Below are 19,978 nucleotides of genomic sequence, written 5' to 3' on the forward strand. Positions count from 1 at the left end.
TTGTCATTATTTGGGGTTAGTTTGTGTGTGATTTTTTTGACGTCAAATGGTATATACAGGGCATAAAAAAAGCCCGTTCAAATATCCTTTGAACGGGCTGGGAAATGGCTCTCTAGAGCCTTGCGCTAACAAAAAGGGTTAAAAAACAATTAAGTAAGTTACTTAAGTTACAGTAATTGTAGTTAATAATTTGAATTTTTGTTGAATTAAAATGATATAAAGAAATGGTTTTAAACGTTTTAATTTATAACAGGGGTTATTAACCCGTAGTCACTTATATAGGCTACTGTTTTATATGAATTAATAATATTTAATTGGGGGATTAAAGGTATTATATAACATATAGATTGAATAGTTATATTTTTGAGGTTAATTTTATTTTTATGTTATAAGTTTGATTTGTTATCTGTGGCGGCGATGCATTATTTGCTTAGTATGATTGGGCTGCGCATTTTAAGCGCTAACGAGCTTCAATAAATTTAAAAACATCAGTCATTATTCAAATATACAAATCTCAGCCTAAAAGAGTAAGGCCAACGGCAGATATATGGTCGATCAATTTATTTTCAAATACGTAATTTAAACTTAAATGACTGTGGGTTAGTTACCTAAATGCTTATTAAATTATTTTAAAAATGATAGCCCTTCATACTTAAATTCAAGAGCGTCTTATCATAAATATCGCCGTATTTTATTTAAAGCGAGCATGTATTTGGAGGCCGAATTTAATATCTAATATCAGAGCTGTTTAAAAATCATGCTAAAAGGCGAGATTTATGCTGAGTGGCGGCATATTAATTTGAGGCTCTAATAAACGCTCATCTAACTTACTACCTTTAAATTGAGTGATTTTTAGCTTCAAATTATAACGTTTGTTAAGTGCTTTAACTATTGCATATTGCGACCACATTCTATTCGAATCTAGATGATAGATCCCGCCGTTGAGGTTTAAATGGTTTGTGATAGCCAAGTAAGTTTGGTTGATAAATGAACAGGCTGGATAATAATGTTTATTCAGTAGTATTTTTTCGTCAGACGTACTTTGCTTAATAATATCACTGATTAGGTGCGATTTATTTTCACCTTCAGTAATCAGCCAACCCACTCGGTATATTTGACAAGTAGGGCATTCAGAAAGCAGCGAGTATTCTGCCATTCTTTTTTCATAGCCAATTCCCGAGCGCGCAGTTGCTTTATCTTGTTTGCGATAAGGGCCTGTTATCGTTGAAGAGAAAACGTCGCTTGATGATAAATAAACCAATTTTATGTTGAGTTTAAAACACACTTTGGCTAATAATCTAGGCCACTCGTAATTAACTAACCAAGATTCATTTTTGATCCCTTGATTGTATTTTTCATTCGCTAAATGAAAAACCGTATCAACACGTGTTCGGGATAAAAATTGATATATTTCTTTTTCATCAAATATAGAAACGATATTGCGATCCCAAGCTAGAACTTGCCAGTTTTGATTATGTAAATGATGTACTAGGTATTGACCTCTAATATGGGTAGAACCGGTCACAATCGCTTTCATGTAGATACCTCAAGTTTGACTTCTCTTTAAGCATACTTAATTGTGGATGCTTTTGATGTTTACGCATACGTATTCATTTAACAAATATTTAACTAGTTAACATCATTATTCATGATGTGTAAAAGGGTCATATCTAAAATAGTCTTTTATTAACAATATGTTGAAGGTGAACGATTCTGTTTAAATGCTGTAGGTTTGTTTTTTTGTATTGTTTTTGTGTTTTTATTGTAAATATTGCATACGTATGCGAAGCGTTGAATTCAAGCACGGTAGTCTACTATGCTAAAAACGAGTATTAGTAAGGTACTAATTGTGAGCTTAAATCTAGATTTTCCAATAGAGGACGTTTGATGAGTACACTAGAGTGGTGGCGTGGGGCTGTCTTATATCAGGTTTATCCACGGAGTTTTATGGATAGCAATAATGATGGTATAGGTGATTTAGCGGGGATTACTTCAAAGCTGCCTTATATTGCTGATTTAGGTGTTGATGCGATATGGATTTCACCATTTTATAAATCGCCCATGGCTGATTTTGGTTATGATGTAAGCGATCATTGTTCTGTTGACCCCATATTTGGTGATCTTAATGATTTTAGCCAGTTAGTGCAAAAAGCGCATTCTCTTAATTTGAAAGTGCTAATTGATGCCGTATTGAATCATACCTCTGAGCAACATGAATGGTTTAATGAAAGCCGCCAAAATCAAGATAACGCTAAAGCTGATTGGTATGTTTGGGCTGATCCTAAAGAGGATGGTACACCACCTAATAATTGGCTATCTATATTTGGAGGCCCCGCTTGGGCGTGGGATCCTAGACGTAAACAATATTATTTACACAACTTTTTAGCTGCTCAGCCCGATCTTAACTATCATCACTCTGGTGTGCGTAAAGCTGTATTAGAAAACATTGAATTTTGGCTTAAGTTGGGAGTAGATGGAATTAGAGTCGATGCCGCCAATTTCTGTTGTCATGATCTATTACTAAGAGATAACCCACCTAGAACTAAAGAACGATTAACGGTGATGGGGATCAGAGGGGATAACCCTTACGCTTATCAAGAGCATTTATTTAATCATACTCAACCTGAAAACCTTGAATTTATCAGCGAGTTACGTCAGCTGTTAAACCAATACCCGGGTACTACGTCATTAGCCGAAATTTCATCTGAAGATTCACTTGCCACCATGGCTGAATACACTAAAGGTCAACATGGCCTTCATATGGCTTATAGTTTTGAGTTACTTAATGATAAGTATAGCGCCGCACATATTCGCCAAACCATTGAACGTTTAGAAGATAAGCTTGAAGATGGTTGGCCTTGTTGGGCGCTAGGAAATCATGATGTTGAGCGTGTTGTTACGCGCTGGGATCGCAGCCAAAGACATGAAGACAAAGCAAAAATGTTAAATGCTTTATTAGGTTCGTTAAAAGGCAGTGTTTGTGTTTACCAAGGAGAAGAGCTCGGTCTACCTCAAGCTGATATACAATTTGAGGATATGCAAGATCCGTATGGCATCAATTTTTGGCCTACTTTTGCTGGTCGAGATGGCTGTCGAACGCCTTTACCTTGGAATCGCACCATGAATGCAGGTTTTTCGTTAGAAACACCGTGGTTACCGATCCCAGATGAGCATATAAAAATGTCTATTCGGGACCAGCAATTAAATAGTGAATCGGTTATTAATGCATTTAAATCTTTTATGAAATGGCGAGCAACACAACCCGCATTGATTGAAGGCGATATCAAGTTTTTAGATGCACCAGAACCTATTTTATTATTCTGTCGTCATGCTGAAGATAGGGCAATTGTATGTGGCTTTAATCTGTCAGGCGATTCACAACAATTTACTTTGCCAAGTCATTTACAAGCACACCAACTCGTTGGACATGAGTTTAACAACACATTGCTAGATGAATCTAATCAATTAAGATTTTTACCCTATGGTGTGTTTTTTGCTGTATTAAATACCGCCCAATGTAATTAGGCGGTTTTATGTTTGTTATTCGGGGGTGGTGTCTTCGTTCTTTTTCTTTTTAAGGCCTAACCCTAAATATTGGCCTTGCCACCGTGCATAATAACAAGCACCGGTAAAAAATAGCACACAAAGGCAAAATTCAACAATAGCGAGGATTCGCTCGCCCGGTTCGGCATACATAATTGTTAAACTGTGTAATACATACAGTAAAGTTAAAAAATTAACCCATGCATAAGTATAAGGTTTACCTTGAATTAAACCTTTCATTGGTAAAAATAACGGCAGCCACCAAAGGGTAAGTAAAAAGCCGAGAGAAATCTCGGGGTGAGGGGCAATTTCAATATGCCACAAAGGCACAAGTAAAAATAACCCCCAATAACCTGTAAGTGCCGCTATTTTCGCTTTTTTAGTTTTAGCGATATGTTCTGGTGTATTGTATATGTTAACTGCTTCAACGGTACTATTTGTCATTTGATAATCGTATTACTGTTTTTGCCAAACGTTGGCCTAACGAAAAAGCTAGATTATATTCCTCTTCACTTAATTGTGCACGTTTGTTTGATGATAAATGTGATGCACCGTAGGGTGTACCGCCTGTCTGGGTGTGCATTAATTCACTTTCGCTGTACGGGATCCCCATTAATATCATGCCGTGATGCAATAAAGGTAACATCATGGAGATTAATGTTGTTTCTTGCCCGCCATGCATTGAGCCTGTTGACGTAAAAACGCCAGCCGGTTTGTCTTGTAGTGCACCTTTCAGCCACAATTCACTTGTTGAGTCTATGAAGTGTTTTAATGGCGCTGCCATATTGCCAAAACGTGTTGGGCTGCCCAATAAAAGCCCATCACAATTTTTTAAATCAGCAAGGGTACAGTACAAGTCACCTTCATCAGGAATGGTTGGGGCTGTTTGTTCTGCCACATGAGATAATTCGGGCACTGTTCTTATTACCGCTTCAGCACCTGTTGATTCAACCCCTTGAGCAATCGCCTCTGCTAAGCGTTTGGTTGAACCATGACGGCTATAATATAAAACTAATAGTTGATGCATGAGTTAAATTATCTTTAGCACATTTTCAGGTGGGCGGCCTAATGCGGCTTTTTGACCGTTAACGACAATTGGACGCTCTATTAATTTGGGGTATTTAAGCATCGCTTGTATAAGCACTTGCTCATCGGTTTCTTTGGCGAGGTTGTTTTCTTTATAATCCGCTTCCTTAACACGCATTAATTGTCTGGCGCTGCTAAACCCAAGTTTCGTTAACAATTCGGTTAATTCTGCTGAAGTCGGCACCGTTTTTAAATATTCAACTATTTCAATATCAAGGTTTTGTTCTTTTAATAATGCTAACGTTTCGCGGCTTTTAGAACAGCGGGGATTATGAAAAATTTGGATCGACATGGTAGGTCTCTTGTTAATTGTTTGGGTTATAGTTGAGTAAGCTTGTCTTGTGCTTCTCTGAACTGCTTAATACGAGCTGATATACGTTTTCTATCGGCTATGTTCTCTTTTGGCGTTTTGTTATAGCCAGTGTGTAATTCATCGATAGCAATTAAATACCCCAATTTTTGTGCATACACCTCTGCTTTAGCTTGATGATATTGGCTAGCTTGTTCATTACCTAAGTAGGCTTCGGTGAGCAGTTGCCAAGCTAAATGATGCTCAGGGTACAATAAAATAAAATCTTTTAGTAAATCGATGGCTTGGTTGTATTGTTTGCCATAGGTCAGTGCATTGGCATAATTTAAAACAATAACCTGGTTGTTTGGTCGTTTTTGTAAATAGTTATCTAATAGGGTGAAGATTTCATCAAACTTATTTAAACCTATCATCGCATCAGTTAAAGCATCAACAAAGTGCAAATTATTGGGATCAAGCGTTAATAATTCATCGATGAGTGCTTTAGCTTCACTGTATTTTTTAAGATCAATTAAAGCCAGTGCTAACCCATATTGCGTGAGTATTTTATCTAACCCTTGTGCTGACTTTAAATGATGCTTAAACGCTTTTTCATGGTAGTCAGGTGCTAAAGTATTGCGAGTTAAAGTACGAGTTCTTATAAATTGAAACTCATCATTATCGCTGTAAAAACGGTAAGGTAAACTGTCTACTCGTGCTTTGATATCGGCCATTCTCGCTTCGGGTAACGGATGAGAATAAAGCATAGGTGGTTTTTTAGTTGTGTATCGTTGTTGTTCGGCTAGTCGACCAAAAAAGGTTTCAGCGCCTTTAGGGTTAAATCCAGCTTGTATTAATGTTTGCAAACCAATTCGATCGGCTTCTTTTTCATGATGCCGAGTATAATTTAGTGCCATTTGTTGCTGTGCGCCAGTTGTTGTCATTAATGCCGCGGTACCCACGCTTGGGTTAATCATGGTTAAGATAACTGAACCGAGTAATGCCGCCATTGAGGCCGCACTTGAACGAGCATTAAGTTCGCCTTTACGGGCTATATGACGTTGTGTAACGTGTGCTATTTCGTGAGCAAGCACCGAAGCAAACTCACTTTCTGTTTGAGCTTCAATTAAGGTTTCGCTATGTATGACGACGGTGCCACCAAAAGTTGCAAAAGCGTTTAAGCTTGGTTCTTTTAGTGCAAAAAAGTGAAAGGGGTATTTGACATCATCTGCTTTTGCGACGAGCTTGTTACCTAAATGGCTTAAATATTCACTTAAAAGAGGATCGTAAATAACCGGGGCTTGCGCTCTTAATTGGCGACGTATTATATCGCCCATTATTTTTTCTTTTTCAATTGATAATGTAGAAGACGCGACAGTGCCCATTTCGGGTAAGATATTTTTGTCTTGCTGGTTAACACTGTAGGCGCTTGGCGCGATCGAGAAAGTGAGGGCAAATAACACTATTTGGGGCAAATATTTACAAATTGTTTGTCGGATCACGTTATTTATCTTTTTTGAATGAAGGCTCTGTAGATAGGTTTGACTCGTCAAAGGCGATAGTGTTCCCTTTAAGATCACTTAATTCAAGCTCATCCATATCATACTCATCAAGCAGCTTACGTTGTTGCTCATAAAATTGCTCTATTGTAATGCCATCCACTTTAACAACATTTACATGGTTTTTCATATAAGTGATTAAAATATTAACTAATTTAATGGTATGTTTAATTAAAGCATTGTCTGCTTTATCACCACTTTGAAAAGAGTACGCAATAAATTGATGCAACATATTAATGCGGCAAAGCAAGCGCATTGAACCTGGATCCCATGTGTTGAATTCGACTAAACGGTGATTTTTTATATATTGATCTATTTCTTTATTTTTGGCAAAAGGGAAGCAATGGATCTCAAAACCTCGTTCAGTAAACACTTGATACATCGAAATTCGCGGCAATCTTTTTACATGCACTTCATTGTCTTTATCGATATAACCATCGAGTAAGTCTAAGTTCCAATTATGTTTATCCAATATTCGTTTTAAGGCGTTATCGAATCCCATGGAACCTAAGCTTTCAAGTTCACTGACGGATGAGGATACCAAGTGATAAAAAGCGGGCATATCACCCCAATTAAGTTGCTTTTTAAACTTATTGATGTCCTTTACTTTGTGGTTTGCAGGCAATTCAGGACGGTTTATCGAGCTGTCTGACATAATGATCCTCAAAATGTTTTCGGTCTCAAGTGGTTTAGGTTATATTGTTTATATTCATATCCATTTTTAGCTTAAACCCAAAGGCTTCAAATGTCACATAAATTAGATGCACGAGGTTTAATTTGTCCTCTGCCGCTATTAAAATTAAAACTTAAATTAAAAGATTTAAATCAAGGTGATAAGATTCAAATTATTGTTTCTGATACAGGCTCTCGTGCTGATATTCCTAAATGGGCTAACAAAATGGGTTATGAAGTTTCAATCAATAAATTGTCATCACACGAAACTGAAATAAACATCAAAATATGATCTATAACAATAAAAAGGATATTTAAGTGTTCAACGCGTTATCTAATTGGTTTTATCGACGATTTTCTGATCCGGATGCGATTGGTTTAGCCTCAATCTTACTGCTTGTTTTTTTAATTCTCTATTTTTTAGGCAACATTTTAACGCCCGTTTTATTTGCGCTTGTGATCGCTTATTTATTAGAGTGGCCCGTTTGCAAATTAACCCAATGGGGAGTTAGACGCACTTTTGCTGTTGTCTCTGTGCTGTTTGTTTTTATTTGGCTAACCGTTGTTATGTTATTAGGCTTAACACCTCTGATATGGCAACAAGCCGCTAATTTAGTCTCGGAATTTCCGCAAATTGTACAAAATGGTCAAACATACCTTTTTGAATTACAACATAAATACCCAACCTTAATAAGCTCAGAACAAGCGGCTACTTTTATTAATGATATTACACAACAGATGGTTCAAGCTGGTAAGTCGTTAATATCAATCTCGTTTTCGTCTTTGTTTAATTTAGTTGCTGTGCTTATTTACTTAGTGCTCGTGCCTTTAATGATCTTTTTTATGCTGAAAGATAAAGACGAGCTTTTGAGAAAGTCATTGCGTTTTATTCCTCGCCATCGTCGGTTAGCGATCAAAGTTTGGGGGGAAATGGATCTGCAGATAGGAAAATATATTCAAGGCAAAGTAATTGAGATTTTCATTGTTGGCATTGCGTCAGTGATCGCATTTTGGCTTTTAGATTTACGTTATGCTGTGTTATTAGGGGTCGCGGTAGGGCTTTCCGTGTTAATTCCTTATATTGGTGCTGCCGTCGTGACAATTCCAGTTGCTATGGTGGCTTTGTTTCAATTTGGCATCAGCGCTGAGTTTTGGTATGTGATGATAGCTTACGGTATCATCCAAGGTATTGATGGTAACGTGATTGTACCTGTTTTGTTTTCTCAAGCGGTTAATTTGAACCCTGTTGTGATTATTATCGCTGTTTTATTTTTTGGTGGGATATGGGGATTCTGGGGGATCTTTTTTGCTATCCCTTTGGCTGCTTTAGTTAAAGCGGTTATAAATGCATGGCCTGCTGTCGTTAATGAAGAAAATTAATTAAAAACAAAATCAAAAAAGGCGCTGTTAGCGCCTTTTTTGTATCATATGTTTTTTATTGATTACATATTCTTGATAAAATCAATCACTACTTCATGATGATCTTTCGTTTTAAATTTATTGAAAACATGCACTATTTTACCGTCTAAACCAACTAAAAAGCTAATACGGTGTATGCCATCATACTCACGGCCCATGAACTTTTTCAGGCCCCAGATACCGTACGCATCGGCAATCGCATGATCTTCATCAGACAATAAGTCGAAATTAAGAGATTGTTTGGTGACAAAGTTAGTAATACGCTTGACCGGATCGGGACTGATACCAAATACTTTAACATTTAAGTCTGCTAATATTTGATCACTATCGCGTAAATTACAGGCTTGCACTGTGCAACCCGGGGTTGATGCTTTTGGATAAAAATAAACGAGCGCATATTGCTTGCCGATTGTATCGGCCAAATTAACGAGCTCATCATTTTGATTTTTTAAAGAAAAAATAGGGGCGATAGTGCCGACTTCGATTGGTTGCATATTTTACCTATATATTTTAATTCGAGAGTAATTCGATATTTAAATTTCTATTGTGCCTTGAACTTGCATTTCATCTAACAGTTGCTGTAAACCGGCAACAAATGCATCAGGGTCCCAGGATTCAGGTTTATTGAAAGCAATTTCAGTCAGGGCTTGACCTTTACCTGCATCAATGGGAATGCCTTCACAACGCAAATTAGCCAAGCTAACACCTTGTTGCGCAAAATATTGCGTGAATTTAGACAGCAGACCGGGTTTATCCAAAGCCGTGTAGGTTAACTTACCACATCGTTGTTCTATTTCTTGCTTGCGATGATTGCTTGTTCGTTTGACAACGCTCATCAAATCAAGCCGGGCACATAAGTTAATAAAAGCGCTTTCAAAACGATTAATCCGCATTGATGAGCCTTCAACCAGCATAACATAGGTAAATTCATTACCCATGATGGCCATTCGGCTATACAAAATATTGAGTTCATTTGCAGCTGCAAGCGACGTAATTTCGTTTACCATACCGCGTCGATTTGTACCAATTGAGGTGACAACAAGTTGTTCTGACATTGATTTAAACTGTATGAAAGTAAGTTAAATTGAGTAATTTACACATAGTAACATAAAAATTATTTATTATGGCTTTGAATTCTTTGCTGATTCTTGTCTTTAGTTTCAATGCCAAGTACCATAGTGCGCTTGATTGAATGAGGATGAATAAATGATTCGTGGAAGTATAGTTGCATTAGTTACACCAATGACATCGTCTGGTGATGTCGATTTTACGGCATTAACGACTTTGGTGGAACATCATATTGCGGCTGGCACGCATGGTATTGTTGCTGTTGGCACAACGGGTGAATCCGCAACATTACCTGTTGGCGAGCATATCAAAGTGGTTACTGCCATTGTTAAACAAGTGGCAGGCCGAGTTAAAGTGATTGCCGGTAATGGCGGTAACTCAACAGCTGAAGCAATAGAATTAACGAAAGCAATCACCCCTTTAGGTGTTGATGCTTTTTTAAATGTAACACCTTATTACAATAAACCATCACAACGTGGTTTGATAAAGCACTTTGAAGCGATTGCGAATAGCACCGATGTGCCACAAATTTTATATAACGTACCTGGGCGCACAGCGGTAGACATGTTACCTGAAACCGTTGCTGAACTTGCTAAGCACCCTAAAATTATTGGTATAAAAGAAGCGACTGGCAGTTTACAACGTTTAAAAGATATTCAAGCATTGGTTGATGATAGTTTTATATTATTAAGCGGTGATGATGAGACGGGGTTAGACTTCTTAAAACTGGGTGGTCATGGGGTTATTTCTGTAACCAATAATATTGCGGCTAAAGAAATGGCTGAAATGTGTAATGCGGTTGTAGAGGGTGATTTTGAATTAGCGGATGCGATTGATCAACGTTTAAAAGCGGTTCATTCCGCTATGTTTGTTGAATCAAACCCTGTGCCTGTAAAATGGGCTTTATGCAAAATGGGCCTTATTCCAGAATGTATTTATCGATTACCTTTAGTTGAACCGGAACTAAATACCCAAAACGTAATCGAAGAAGCATTAAAAAATGCAAATTTATTGTAGTCGGGAGACATTTTGAAAACTGCGCATCAACTTATAATTGCTTTAGCATCACTCACTATTTCAGCTTGTACTGTTGCTCCTAAAAAGGCAGAAGGCAGCTTTGAATATATCAATGCTAAAGTAAGCCAACCGATTGTTGTTAGTGAAGGACTTGATAAACCTAAACATAATCCAGAATTCGACATTCCATCGACTGTTGTTAAGCGCAGTATTGGTGAATCTATCTCTGTTTTTCCTCCGCGTTTATTAATGGCTTTGGCTGAAGGTAGTCGAGTTGATGAGCAAGACCCCCATTCGACAATTTGGTTTGAGCAAACTGAAGACATAGCCAACCTTGAAGCAACCATCTGGGATGCTTTCACGCATTATTTCCAAGACAAAAATATTCCATTAGTTAAATCTGATCGTGCGACTGGTTTTATCGAAACAAGTTGGGTTCCGCATGTTATTGAAACCGGTTGGTGGTTATGGGAAACCGATATTGTTGTTGAAAGTCGTCGCTTTACCTTTAAAGTCGATATGAAGCCTCATGGTCGTACGGGTACGGTCAAAGTTGATTTAATTGAACGAAAAGCTGAAGGTTTTACTCGCGCTTCATCACTTAAGGCGGAAGAAAACCCTGGTTTAGCAACTGATATGCTAAACAGTTTGATTGGACATTTTGATTACCGTTTGCGTTTAGCTGCTGAACAACGTCGGGCTGAATACGCTAAAGGGGTCGTTGTTGAAACGTATACCGATACGAATGACGAAATGTCGATGATCGTCAAAGCTCGATTTGGTCATGCTTGGTTACGCACTTTGGATGCCATGAACAAATTAGGTTTTGTTATTACTGATTTGAATAAAATTGAAGGTCGTGTTTATGGCCGAATTAACAAAAAGAATGTTGGGTTGTGGGATTCGCTATTTGGGGAAGAAAAACAATCTGAACTGGCATTTGAACCTGGCGATTATGTTATTGAGTTAATTCGAAAAGAAACAGAAACCGAAGTTGTATTCACGACTAATAACTTAGAAGCGGTATCTAATGATATTCTTAAGCAGGTGTTTCCTGAATTCATAGAGATTATGGGTAAGAACATCGATTAAGTTCAATTGGCACTTGGCTTATATCAAGTGCCAAATCATCACCTTATTTCGCTTCGAATCTATCTTGTAAAAAATTCAACATCATACTGACTTATTTAGTTGATTTTTATAGTAGGCAGATTCTGTTAAAAACTATACAATACGCGCCATACAATCCCGGTTACCTAAGACATTTTTAAGCAGGAGACACCATGTTAACTCGCAGCATGCAAATAGCTGATTTTGACCCTGAATTATATCAAGCAATTCAAGCTGAAACCGTTCGTCAAGAAGAACACATCGAGCTGATCGCTTCAGAAAACTACTGTAGCCCTCGAGTACTCGAAGCTCAAGGTTCACAATTAACCAATAAATATGCAGAAGGTTACCCTGGTAAGCGTTATTATGGTGGTTGTGAGCATGTTGATGTGGCTGAAAGTTTAGCTATCGAAAGAGCTAAAACATTATTCGGCGCTACCTATGCTAACGTGCAACCTCATTCTGGTTCACAAGCAAATGCGGCTGTTTTTCAAGCATTACTTAAGCCACATGATACGGTTTTAGGAATGAGCCTTGCACACGGTGGTCATTTAACTCATGGTTCACATGTGAACTTTTCAGGTAAAACCTATAATGCTGTTCAATATGGATTAAATGAAGCCACAGGCGAGATTGATTACGATCAAGTTGAAGCTTTAGCATTAGAGCATAAACCCGCTATGGTTATTGCGGGCTTTTCTGCTTATTCAGGTATTGTTGACTGGGCTCGATTCCGTGAAATCGCGGATAAAGTGGGTGCTTATTTAATGGTTGATATGGCTCACGTTGCAGGTTTAATTGCAGCTGGCGTATATCCTTCACCTATGGCTTATGCTGATGTGGTGACAACCACAACTCATAAAACATTAGCGGGTCCACGTGGTGGCTTAATTTTATCGGCTAAATCTGATGAAACGATTGAGAAAAAATTAAACAGTGCTGTTTTCCCTGGTGGTCAAGGTGGTCCTTTATGTCACGTGATCGCAGCAAAAGCGGTTGCTTTTAAAGAAGCATTAGAACCTGAATTTAAAGCTTACCAAACACAAGTGATTAAAAATGCACAAGCGATGGTTGCTGTTTTACAAGAGCGCGGCTACAGAGTTGTGTCAGGTAAAACTGAAAATCACTTGTTCTTAGTTGATTTAATCGACAAAGATATTACAGGTAAAGATGCAGATGCTGCATTAGGTTTTGCTAACATTACGGTTAATAAAAACTCAGTACCTAATGATCCGCGTTCACCGTTTGTGACATCTGGTTTACGTATCGGAACGCCTTCAATTACGCGTCGTGGTTTCCAAGAAGCAGAAGCGAAAGAGTTAGCCGGTTGGATTTGTGACGTATTAGACAACATCGAAAATCAAGATGTAATCGATACGGTAAAAGCAAAAGTATTAGACGTTTGTAAACGTTTACCTGTTTACGCTTAGTTTTTATACTGAACTTAGTTACACCCATTTAAGGTCGCTTATAGCGACCTTTTGTTTATGTTTAGTTTGAAGGTACGGCATGCATTGTCCGTTTTGCTCAGCTCAAGATACCAAGGTGATCGATAGTCGGCTTGTTGGCGAAGGACATCAAATAAGACGTCGCCGCACATGCATTGCTTGCAATGAACGTTTCACCACTTTCGAAACCGCCGAATTAGTGATGCCTCGTGTTGTTAAAACCGATGGCACACGTGAACCTTTTAATGAAGATAAACTACGTAATGGTTTGATCCGGGCTTTAGAAAAACGCCCTGTCAGTGTTGAAGAGGCAGAACAGCTCATTAACCGAATTAAGTCTGAACTAAGAGCGACAGGTGAACGAGAAGTTTCAAGCCAATTAATTGGTAATTTGATGATGGAGTCGTTACGTAAACTCGATCAAGTTGCCTATGTTCGATTTGCTTCAGTTTATCGATCTTTTGAAGATATTAAAGAATTTGGCGAAGCCATTGCTAATTTGAATATAACAGGGGTTAACCCAAAATCATGACTGTCACACATGCTGATCGTAAGTGGATGGCACAAGCGGTTGCACTCGCTAAGCAAGGATTATATACAACCTCTCCCAATCCGAGAGTCGGCTGTGTCATTGTTAAAAATGACAATGTCATTGCGCAAGGGTTTCATATTCAAGCGGGTCAAGGCCATGCTGAACGCAATGCACTTGCACAAATTAAGGGTCAAGCTCAAGGCGCGACAGCTTACGTAACACTTGAGCCTTGTTCGCATTTTGGTCGAACACCGCCTTGTGCCGATGGGCTCATCGAGGCCGGTATTTCAAGAGTCGTTGTCGGTATGATTGATCCTAATCCATCTGTTCAAGGACAGGGGATTGAAAAATTACGAGCGGCAGGTATCAACGTCGACTATCCTTGTTTAGAACAAGATTGTAATGCGCTGAACCTTGGCTTCATTAAACGCATGGCAGAAAAAAAACCATACGTTCGACTTAAGTTAGCGTCAAGTTTAGATGGGCGAACAGCGATGCATTCAGGCGAAAGCCAGTGGATAACCGGTGCTGAAGCCCGAGCCGATGTTCAACATTATCGTGCGCTAAGTTGCGCTATTATAACGGGTTCCGGCACGGTCGAAGTTGATCAACCCTCATTAAATATACGAGCTGAACAGCTTAATCGGCCTTATCCAACTCACAATATACGCCAGCCATTACGCGTTGTTGTTGATAGTAAATTACGGGTGAGTGCTGATAATCCTTTTTTCTCTGTATCAGGGCCGATTGCTGTTGCCACTCTAGTTGAGCGTTCAACTGAAGATTATTCTGCTAATGTTAGCGTGCTGCATGTAAATGAATGTAATGGCAAAGTTGATTTAAATCATTTACTAGAACAATTAGCCCAACAGCAAATTAATGAAGTTTGGGTTGAAGCCGGTGCCCATATGGCAGGGGCTTTTATTGAGAATGATTTAGTTGATGAGCTTATTGTGTATCAAGCCCCCTTGTTAATGGGTGAAAATACACTTGGAATGGTCAATTTACCGAATGTCGTCTCATTGAAAAATGCGAGCCAATGGCACTATAAATCAGTAACCCAAATTGGCTCAGATATAAAATTAGTATTGGTAAAAAAATAGATATGTTTACAGGTATTATCGAAGCCGTTGGTAAAATAAAATTACTGGCATCACAAGGTCAAGCATTCAAATTAAATATTAATGTCGGCAAACTAGATATGTCAGATGTTAAATTAGGCGACTCTATCGCGGTTAATGGGACTTGCCTTACGGTAACCGCATTTGATGACAGTTCTTTTTCAGCTGATGTTTCAAGTGAAACCGTTCAACGAACAAAGCTTGCTCAATTAAGTATTGGCAGTGCCGTTAATTTAGAAAAAGCCTGTACACCCCAAACTCGTTTGGGTGGACATATAGTCAGTGGTCATGTTGATGGTGTGGCTGAAATAGCATCGGTTAATAAACAGGCTAATTCGACAGACTACTGGGTTACCGCCCCAGAAAATTTAGCTAAATACATTGCCGAAAAAGGGTCGATTACGGTTGATGGTATTAGCTTAACGGTGAATGAAATTAGCGGTAATAAATTTAGATTAACGATTATTCCTCATACCACAAGTGAAACGACAATAAATGAATGGAATAGTGGCAGCTTGGTTAATATTGAAGTTGATATGTTAGCCCGCTATTTAGAACGATTAATGAATTATAAAACGCCACAAGCACAAGATGATAATATGATGAGCTTGCTGGCTAAATCTGGCTTTATTAAATAAATTTTAGAGATCTCGCATGAAATTAAATACCGCAGCAGAATTAATTGAAGACATTAAACACGGTAAAATGGTTGTTTTAATGGATGATGAAGATCGTGAGAATGAAGGCGACTTGATCATGGCCGCTGAATTTGTCACACCAGAAGCCATTAACTTTATGGCAACGCATGGCCGTGGATTAATTTGTATGCCTTTAACCGCGGAACGCTGTGCTCAATTAAACCTACCATTGATGTCTGATCGTAATAAAGCGGCATTTGCAACTAATTTTACGGTTTCTATTGAAGCCGCAGAGGGCGTTACCACGGGCATATCGGCGGCTGATCGTGCGACTACAATACTCGCTGCCGTTGCTAAAAATGCGTTACCAGAAGACATTGTTCAACCTGGCCATATTTTTCCATTAATGGCACAAGATGGCGGTGTACTCAATCGAGCCGGTCACACCGAAGCGGGTTGCGATCTTGCACGTTTAGCTGGATGTGAACCTGCCGCGGTGATTGTCGAAATTCTTAAAGAAGACGGCAACATGGCACGTCGACCTGATTTAGAAAAATTTGCTGAACAACATCAATTAAAAATAGGTACGATTGCTGACTTAATTGAGCATCGCAATGTGACTGAAACAACGATTGAAAAAATAGCTGAGTGTAAACTACCCACCGCGTATGGCGAGTTTGATTTAATTACCTTTAAAGACACGATTGATGATCAAATCCATTTTGTATTGAAAAATGTTGATGTTAAACCTGAAGAACCAACTTTAGTCCGTGTACATTTGATAAATACTTTCAATGATTTATTACGCTCTACTCGTGATAATAATAGTCATTGGTCTTTAAACCGGGCGATGAAAAAAATAGCAGATGAGGGCGGTGTCGTTTTATTACTCGGCAAAAATGAATCCGCTAATGAGTTAATTAATATCGTAGAACGTTTTGCTAATGAAGATGTAGGTAAAAAAGTGAAAACGAAATCAACTGTGGGTACTTCACGCACTGTTGGGGTTGGTTCTCAGATTTTAGCGGCGTTAAATATTGGCAAAATGCGTTTACTCAGTGCACCTAAACGTTATCACGCCTTATCAGGTTTCGGTTTAGAAGTTGTTGAATACGTAACTGAATAAATTAACAACCAACTTAATACAAAATTATACGGTGTTTTGGTCTACTTTTTGGTAGACTACGCCGAAAAATATACTCACGTTTAAAATAGGAAAATTCATGCAGGTTATCGAAGGTCAAGTTTCTGCTAAAGGTAAAAAATTTGCTTTAGTTATCGCTCGTTTTAATGCTTTTGTTGTTGAAAGTTTAGTTGATGGTGCGGTTGATGCACTCAAGCGTTACGGTGATGTAAGTGCTGAAGATATAACACTTATTCGTGTACCTGGTGCTCATGAACTTCCCGTTGTTACTAAAAAAGTAGCGGCGTCAGGTAAATATGATGCCATTATTGCATTAGGCGCTGTTATTCGCGGCGGTACACCACATTTTGAATTTGTTGCTGGTGAAGCAAGTAAAGGGTTATCAAGTGTAGCCTTAGAATATACTATTCCTGTTGCTTTTGGTGTTATTACAACAGAGTCAATTGAGCAAGCTATTGAGCGTTCGGGTACTAAAGCCGGAAATAAAGGCGCTGAAGCGGCTCTTACAGCCATTGAAATGGTTAACGTTTTAGATCAAATTTAAGGTATAAAATTGAAAGGTTCACAGCGTAGAAAAGCCAGACAACTTGCGGCTCAAGCCATTTATTCTTGGCAAATAACCAATAATGCGGTTTCAGACATTATTGAATCGATGGAAGAAGAAAACAACGTTAATGAATTTGACGTAGTATACTTTGAAAAATTGGTTAATGGTGTTTTTAGGCATCTTGACAGTATTGATATTGCTTATAAACCGCATTTAGCACGAGCTATTGACGAAGTTGATCTAGTTGAAAAAGCCGTTTTACGTGTTGCAACTTATGAACTTTGTGAGTGCAGAGAAGTACCTTATAAAGTCGTTATAAACGAAGCCATTGAAGTGGCAAAATTATTTGCGGCTGATGATAGCCATAAATTCGTTAACGGCGTATTAGATAAAGCGGTTAAATTTATTCGTAAAGAAGAGTTTAAGTAACACCCGCCAGTGGTATTATCAGCATTAACTCAGCTGATAATACTGCAATACTCTCCCTCTAAAACACACTCATCACATGAATGAATTTCAGTTAATCAAAACTTACTTTTATCGTTATGTTTCGGCCGAATCTGCAGCTGACATTATTATTGATAAAGGTGATGATTGTGCATTATTAGCGCCTGTTAAACATGCTTTGGCCATTACGACTGATACTTTAGTTGAAGGCGTGCATTTTTTACCCACTATTTCACCTCATGCATTAGGGCATCGAGTGTTAGCCACTAATTTAAGTGATTTAGCGGCGATGGGGGCAATGCCTAAGTGGTTTAATTTAGCCATTACTTTGCCGGCTTTAAATGAAAATTGGTTAGCCGAATTTAGTGAAGGCATGTGGCAATTAGCTACACAGCATAATATTGCATTAATTGGTGGTGATACAACCAAGGGGCCGTTGTCTATTACGATCTCAGCGATGGGTGATGTTGAGCCAAGTAAGGCATTGAAGCGCAATGCGGCGCAATTAGATGATGATATCTATGTTTCAGGCACGATTGGTGACGCAGCTGCGGGGCTACAGGTATTATTAGCTGAACAAGTTAAGTATACCGATAGTGAGCAATATTTAATTACACGCTTTGATTATCCGACTCCGCGAGTCGAGCTTGGTTTAGCATTATTAAATGTTGCGCATGCCGCTCTCGATATATCAGATGGTCTGTTAGCCGATTTAGGTCATATTTGCCAAGAGTCGGGTTTAAATGCCCAAATACATATTGAATCTCTACCTTTATCGGTCGCACTTAGAACGTCTGTGGATCCACAAAAAGCGGTGCAATATGCATTAAGTGGTGGTGATGATTATGAGCTCTGTTTTACCGCTCCTCAATCTAAAAGAGCTGATATTCAAAAAATAGCGCAAAATTTAGGATTAACGTTAAGTCGAATTGGTTCTTTTACAGCGACGAATGAGCAAAGCCCAACCATTGAGTGTTTACACGAAGGCCAACCTTATTTAGCTAAGGCTGATGGCTTTAAGCACTTCTAACGTGATCAATACGTAATTGTTTGTTTGCGTTCCAATGCCTTAACTTGTTCGTATAACCGTTGATTATTGACTAATTCTATCTGCTCTTTTTGCGCTATTTTGACTAAATAGCCGTTGATATATTCAACCTCGGTTTTACGGTTATTCGCAATATCTTGACGCATCGAAGAGTAGTTGTCTCCTGTTGCATGCGCGACTTTTTTTACGGCTTCAACCAATTCTTGGGCCGACAATTTTATATATTGTGTTGCTGCTATTTGACTTATTTCTTGGCATAAATCACGAATGAGTACTGAATATGCCGGTTGCAATACCGATTTATTACGTTGTTGATTTATGGCGGTGATCGGGTTAATACACGCATTAATGGCGAGTTTTAACCAAAGTGATTTGGCTATATCGTTTTGCCATTCGATTGTCGCTATCTGTTTAATTAGGCTTTTGATCGTGCTGGGCTGTATTTTTGTGGTTGTATCGGCAAAACCCAGATAGATGTTGCCCAAACCTGTATGAATTATTTTGTTGTCTTGAATCAGCACCCCATGTGTTACCGAGGCCAAGAGTAAAGTTTGTTTAGGTTTTAAAAAGGGTTTGATCGCCCCAGCGACACCCATTCCATTATTTAATAAGATTATACAAGCATTAGGTGATAGCCTATGACTTACTTGCTTAAATGCACTCACAATATCATAAGCTTTTAACGGTAAAAAAAGCGTCGTGATTAACTCATCATCAGGCAATAACTGAGTGTAAAAGTCCGTTTCATTTTTTGCAAAATCAATAAAAATATTTGGTTTTCTGTGTTGGTTCTTTTGTTTAAGAACAACATTAAAGCCGAGTTGGCTTTGATAAAGTTGGTATGCAATCAAAGAGCCTATGGCGCCTTGGCCCACCACTGTGTAATTTTTTGCCATATGTTATATTTCAACATTAAGAAAAAAGTAGCGATACCAACCGCATCGGCCAATAAATCTAACCAACTACCACTGCGGTTAGCGATCCGAGATTGAATAACTTCAATGGCAGCGCCATACATTACTAATGAAATGGCTTTGGTGTAAATATCGTAAGTAAACGCTTTGTTAACCGCAAAGCTGAGGATGAAAAAAATACCAAAGTGTGCCAATTTATCTAAATGTGTATAGCTTTGTAGGCCATGTGGTACTTTCTTTAAAAATAAAACAGTGAAAGCCACAATAGCAAGGGCAAATAGGGCTAAAAAATAAGGGTTACGCATTCCAGTTTCGCTTTTAACAACATAAACTAATTATCTAGTGTTACTGGATAAAAACCAAGTCTTAAACGTGT

At 38.4% G+C, this 19,978-nt stretch carries 23 protein-coding genes; 13 read left to right on the forward strand and 10 right to left on the reverse strand.

What is annotated here, in order from left to right; translation table 11 throughout:
* Positions 1-760: 760 nt before the first annotated feature.
* On the reverse strand, positions 761-1,537 hold the full coding sequence (locus DPX34_RS16955; protein ID WP_111979640.1) for a sugar nucleotide-binding protein: 777 nt from the start codon (positions 1,535-1,537) through the stop codon (positions 761-763).
* A 350-nt stretch (positions 1,538-1,887) separates the two neighbouring features.
* On the opposite strand from DPX34_RS16955, the gene DPX34_RS16960 reads away from it, so the two are divergent.
* On the forward strand, positions 1,888-3,525 hold the full coding sequence (locus tag DPX34_RS16960; RefSeq protein WP_111979641.1) for an alpha-amylase family glycosyl hydrolase: 1,638 nt from the start codon (positions 1,888-1,890) through the stop codon (positions 3,523-3,525).
* Positions 3,526-3,540: 15 nt separating this feature from the next.
* Here the strand turns inward: DPX34_RS16960 and DPX34_RS16965 are convergent, their stop codons facing one another.
* Genes DPX34_RS16965 through DPX34_RS16985 form a run of 5 tightly spaced genes read right to left on the reverse strand, consistent with a single transcriptional unit; the run spans position 3,541 to position 7,132 of the window.
* The gene (locus tag DPX34_RS16965) at positions 3,541-3,987 is read right to left on the reverse strand and encodes a DUF2069 domain-containing protein (protein ID WP_111979642.1); all 447 of its coding nucleotides are present in this window, start codon (positions 3,985-3,987) and stop codon (positions 3,541-3,543) included.
* On the reverse strand, positions 3,977-4,570 hold the full coding sequence (gene wrbA / locus DPX34_RS16970; protein ID WP_111979643.1) for an NAD(P)H:quinone oxidoreductase: 594 nt from the start codon (positions 4,568-4,570) through the stop codon (positions 3,977-3,979). Before wrbA ends, DPX34_RS16965 begins: the two co-directional genes overlap by 11 nt.
* Before the next feature lie 3 nt (positions 4,571-4,573).
* Positions 4,574-4,921 carry an arsenate reductase (glutaredoxin) gene (gene arsC, locus DPX34_RS16975; RefSeq protein ID WP_111979644.1) on the reverse strand — a complete coding sequence of 116 codons (348 nt, stop codon included), beginning with the start codon at positions 4,919-4,921 and terminating at the stop codon, positions 4,574-4,576.
* A gap of 26 nt (positions 4,922-4,947) precedes the next feature.
* A complete protein-coding gene (locus DPX34_RS16980) occupies positions 4,948-6,420 on the reverse strand; it encodes a M48 family metalloprotease (RefSeq protein ID WP_111979645.1) in 1,473 nt (490 codons plus the stop codon).
* 1 nt (position 6,421) lies between these two features.
* Positions 6,422-7,132, reverse strand: coding sequence for a hypothetical protein (locus DPX34_RS16985; RefSeq protein WP_198673740.1), 711 nt, complete (start codon positions 7,130-7,132; stop codon positions 6,422-6,424).
* A gap of 90 nt (positions 7,133-7,222) precedes the next feature.
* Between DPX34_RS16985 and DPX34_RS16990 the strand changes: the two genes are divergently transcribed.
* Entirely contained in the window at positions 7,223-7,441 is a 219-nt protein-coding gene (locus tag DPX34_RS16990) for a sulfurtransferase TusA family protein (protein ID WP_111979646.1), read from the forward strand.
* A 26-nt stretch (positions 7,442-7,467) separates the two neighbouring features.
* Positions 7,468-8,529, forward strand: a complete 1,062-nt coding sequence (locus DPX34_RS16995) for an AI-2E family transporter (RefSeq protein ID WP_111979647.1) — start codon at positions 7,468-7,470, stop codon at positions 8,527-8,529.
* A 62-nt stretch (positions 8,530-8,591) separates the two neighbouring features.
* Here the strand turns inward: DPX34_RS16995 and bcp are convergent, their stop codons facing one another.
* Positions 8,592-9,062, reverse strand: a complete 471-nt coding sequence (gene bcp, locus DPX34_RS17000) for a thioredoxin-dependent thiol peroxidase (RefSeq protein WP_111979648.1) — start codon at positions 9,060-9,062, stop codon at positions 8,592-8,594.
* A 39-nt stretch (positions 9,063-9,101) separates the two neighbouring features.
* On the reverse strand, positions 9,102-9,623 hold the full coding sequence (locus tag DPX34_RS17005; protein ID WP_111979649.1) for a glycine cleavage system transcriptional repressor: 522 nt from the start codon (positions 9,621-9,623) through the stop codon (positions 9,102-9,104).
* A gap of 151 nt (positions 9,624-9,774) precedes the next feature.
* Between DPX34_RS17005 and dapA the strand changes: the two genes are divergently transcribed.
* The 10 genes from dapA (at position 9,775) to thiL (ending at position 18,670) form a co-directional block, all read left to right on the forward strand.
* Positions 9,775-10,653 carry a 4-hydroxy-tetrahydrodipicolinate synthase gene (gene dapA, locus DPX34_RS17010; RefSeq protein ID WP_111979650.1) on the forward strand — a complete coding sequence of 293 codons (879 nt, stop codon included), beginning with the start codon at positions 9,775-9,777 and terminating at the stop codon, positions 10,651-10,653.
* Between the two features lie 12 nt (positions 10,654-10,665).
* On the forward strand, positions 10,666-11,745 hold the full coding sequence (gene bamC, locus DPX34_RS17015; protein ID WP_157964772.1) for an NlpB/DapX family lipoprotein: 1,080 nt from the start codon (positions 10,666-10,668) through the stop codon (positions 11,743-11,745).
* A gap of 191 nt (positions 11,746-11,936) precedes the next feature.
* On the forward strand, positions 11,937-13,193 hold the full coding sequence (gene glyA / locus DPX34_RS17020; RefSeq protein WP_111979652.1) for a serine hydroxymethyltransferase: 1,257 nt from the start codon (positions 11,937-11,939) through the stop codon (positions 13,191-13,193).
* Between the two features lie 79 nt (positions 13,194-13,272).
* Complete coding sequence (nrdR, locus tag DPX34_RS17025; RefSeq protein WP_111979653.1) at positions 13,273-13,743, forward strand: transcriptional regulator NrdR; 471 nt, start codon at positions 13,273-13,275, stop codon at positions 13,741-13,743.
* The gene (gene ribD, locus DPX34_RS17030; RefSeq protein WP_111979654.1) at positions 13,740-14,846 is read left to right on the forward strand and encodes a bifunctional diaminohydroxyphosphoribosylaminopyrimidine deaminase/5-amino-6-(5-phosphoribosylamino)uracil reductase RibD; all 1,107 of its coding nucleotides are present in this window, start codon (positions 13,740-13,742) and stop codon (positions 14,844-14,846) included. The genes nrdR and ribD overlap by 4 nt, the downstream gene beginning before the upstream one ends.
* A gap of 2 nt (positions 14,847-14,848) precedes the next feature.
* Entirely contained in the window at positions 14,849-15,502 is a 654-nt protein-coding gene (locus DPX34_RS17035; RefSeq protein WP_111979655.1) for a riboflavin synthase, read from the forward strand.
* 16 nt (positions 15,503-15,518) lie between these two features.
* On the forward strand, positions 15,519-16,628 hold the full coding sequence (gene ribBA, locus DPX34_RS17040; RefSeq protein ID WP_111979656.1) for a bifunctional 3,4-dihydroxy-2-butanone-4-phosphate synthase/GTP cyclohydrolase II: 1,110 nt from the start codon (positions 15,519-15,521) through the stop codon (positions 16,626-16,628).
* Positions 16,629-16,725: 97 nt separating this feature from the next.
* A complete protein-coding gene (gene ribH, locus DPX34_RS17045; protein ID WP_111979657.1) occupies positions 16,726-17,190 on the forward strand; it encodes a 6,7-dimethyl-8-ribityllumazine synthase in 465 nt (154 codons plus the stop codon).
* A 9-nt stretch (positions 17,191-17,199) separates the two neighbouring features.
* The gene (gene nusB / locus DPX34_RS17050) at positions 17,200-17,622 is read left to right on the forward strand and encodes a transcription antitermination factor NusB (RefSeq protein WP_111979658.1); all 423 of its coding nucleotides are present in this window, start codon (positions 17,200-17,202) and stop codon (positions 17,620-17,622) included.
* A gap of 76 nt (positions 17,623-17,698) precedes the next feature.
* Entirely contained in the window at positions 17,699-18,670 is a 972-nt protein-coding gene (thiL, locus tag DPX34_RS17055) for a thiamine-phosphate kinase (protein WP_111979659.1), read from the forward strand.
* Between the two features lie 5 nt (positions 18,671-18,675).
* Here the strand turns inward: thiL and DPX34_RS17060 are convergent, their stop codons facing one another.
* Positions 18,676-19,584: a ketopantoate reductase family protein gene (locus tag DPX34_RS17060; protein ID WP_111979660.1), complete on the reverse strand. Its 909-nt coding sequence runs from the start codon at positions 19,582-19,584 to the stop codon at positions 18,676-18,678.
* On the reverse strand, positions 19,545-19,907 hold the full coding sequence (locus DPX34_RS17065) for a VanZ family protein (protein ID WP_111979661.1): 363 nt from the start codon (positions 19,905-19,907) through the stop codon (positions 19,545-19,547). The genes DPX34_RS17060 and DPX34_RS17065 overlap by 40 nt, the downstream gene beginning before the upstream one ends.
* Between the last annotated feature and the right edge of the window lie 71 nt (positions 19,908-19,978).

This window comes from Algibacillus agarilyticus, assembly GCF_003286125.1.
Lineage (GTDB): Bacteria > Pseudomonadota > Gammaproteobacteria > Enterobacterales > Alteromonadaceae > Algibacillus > Algibacillus agarilyticus.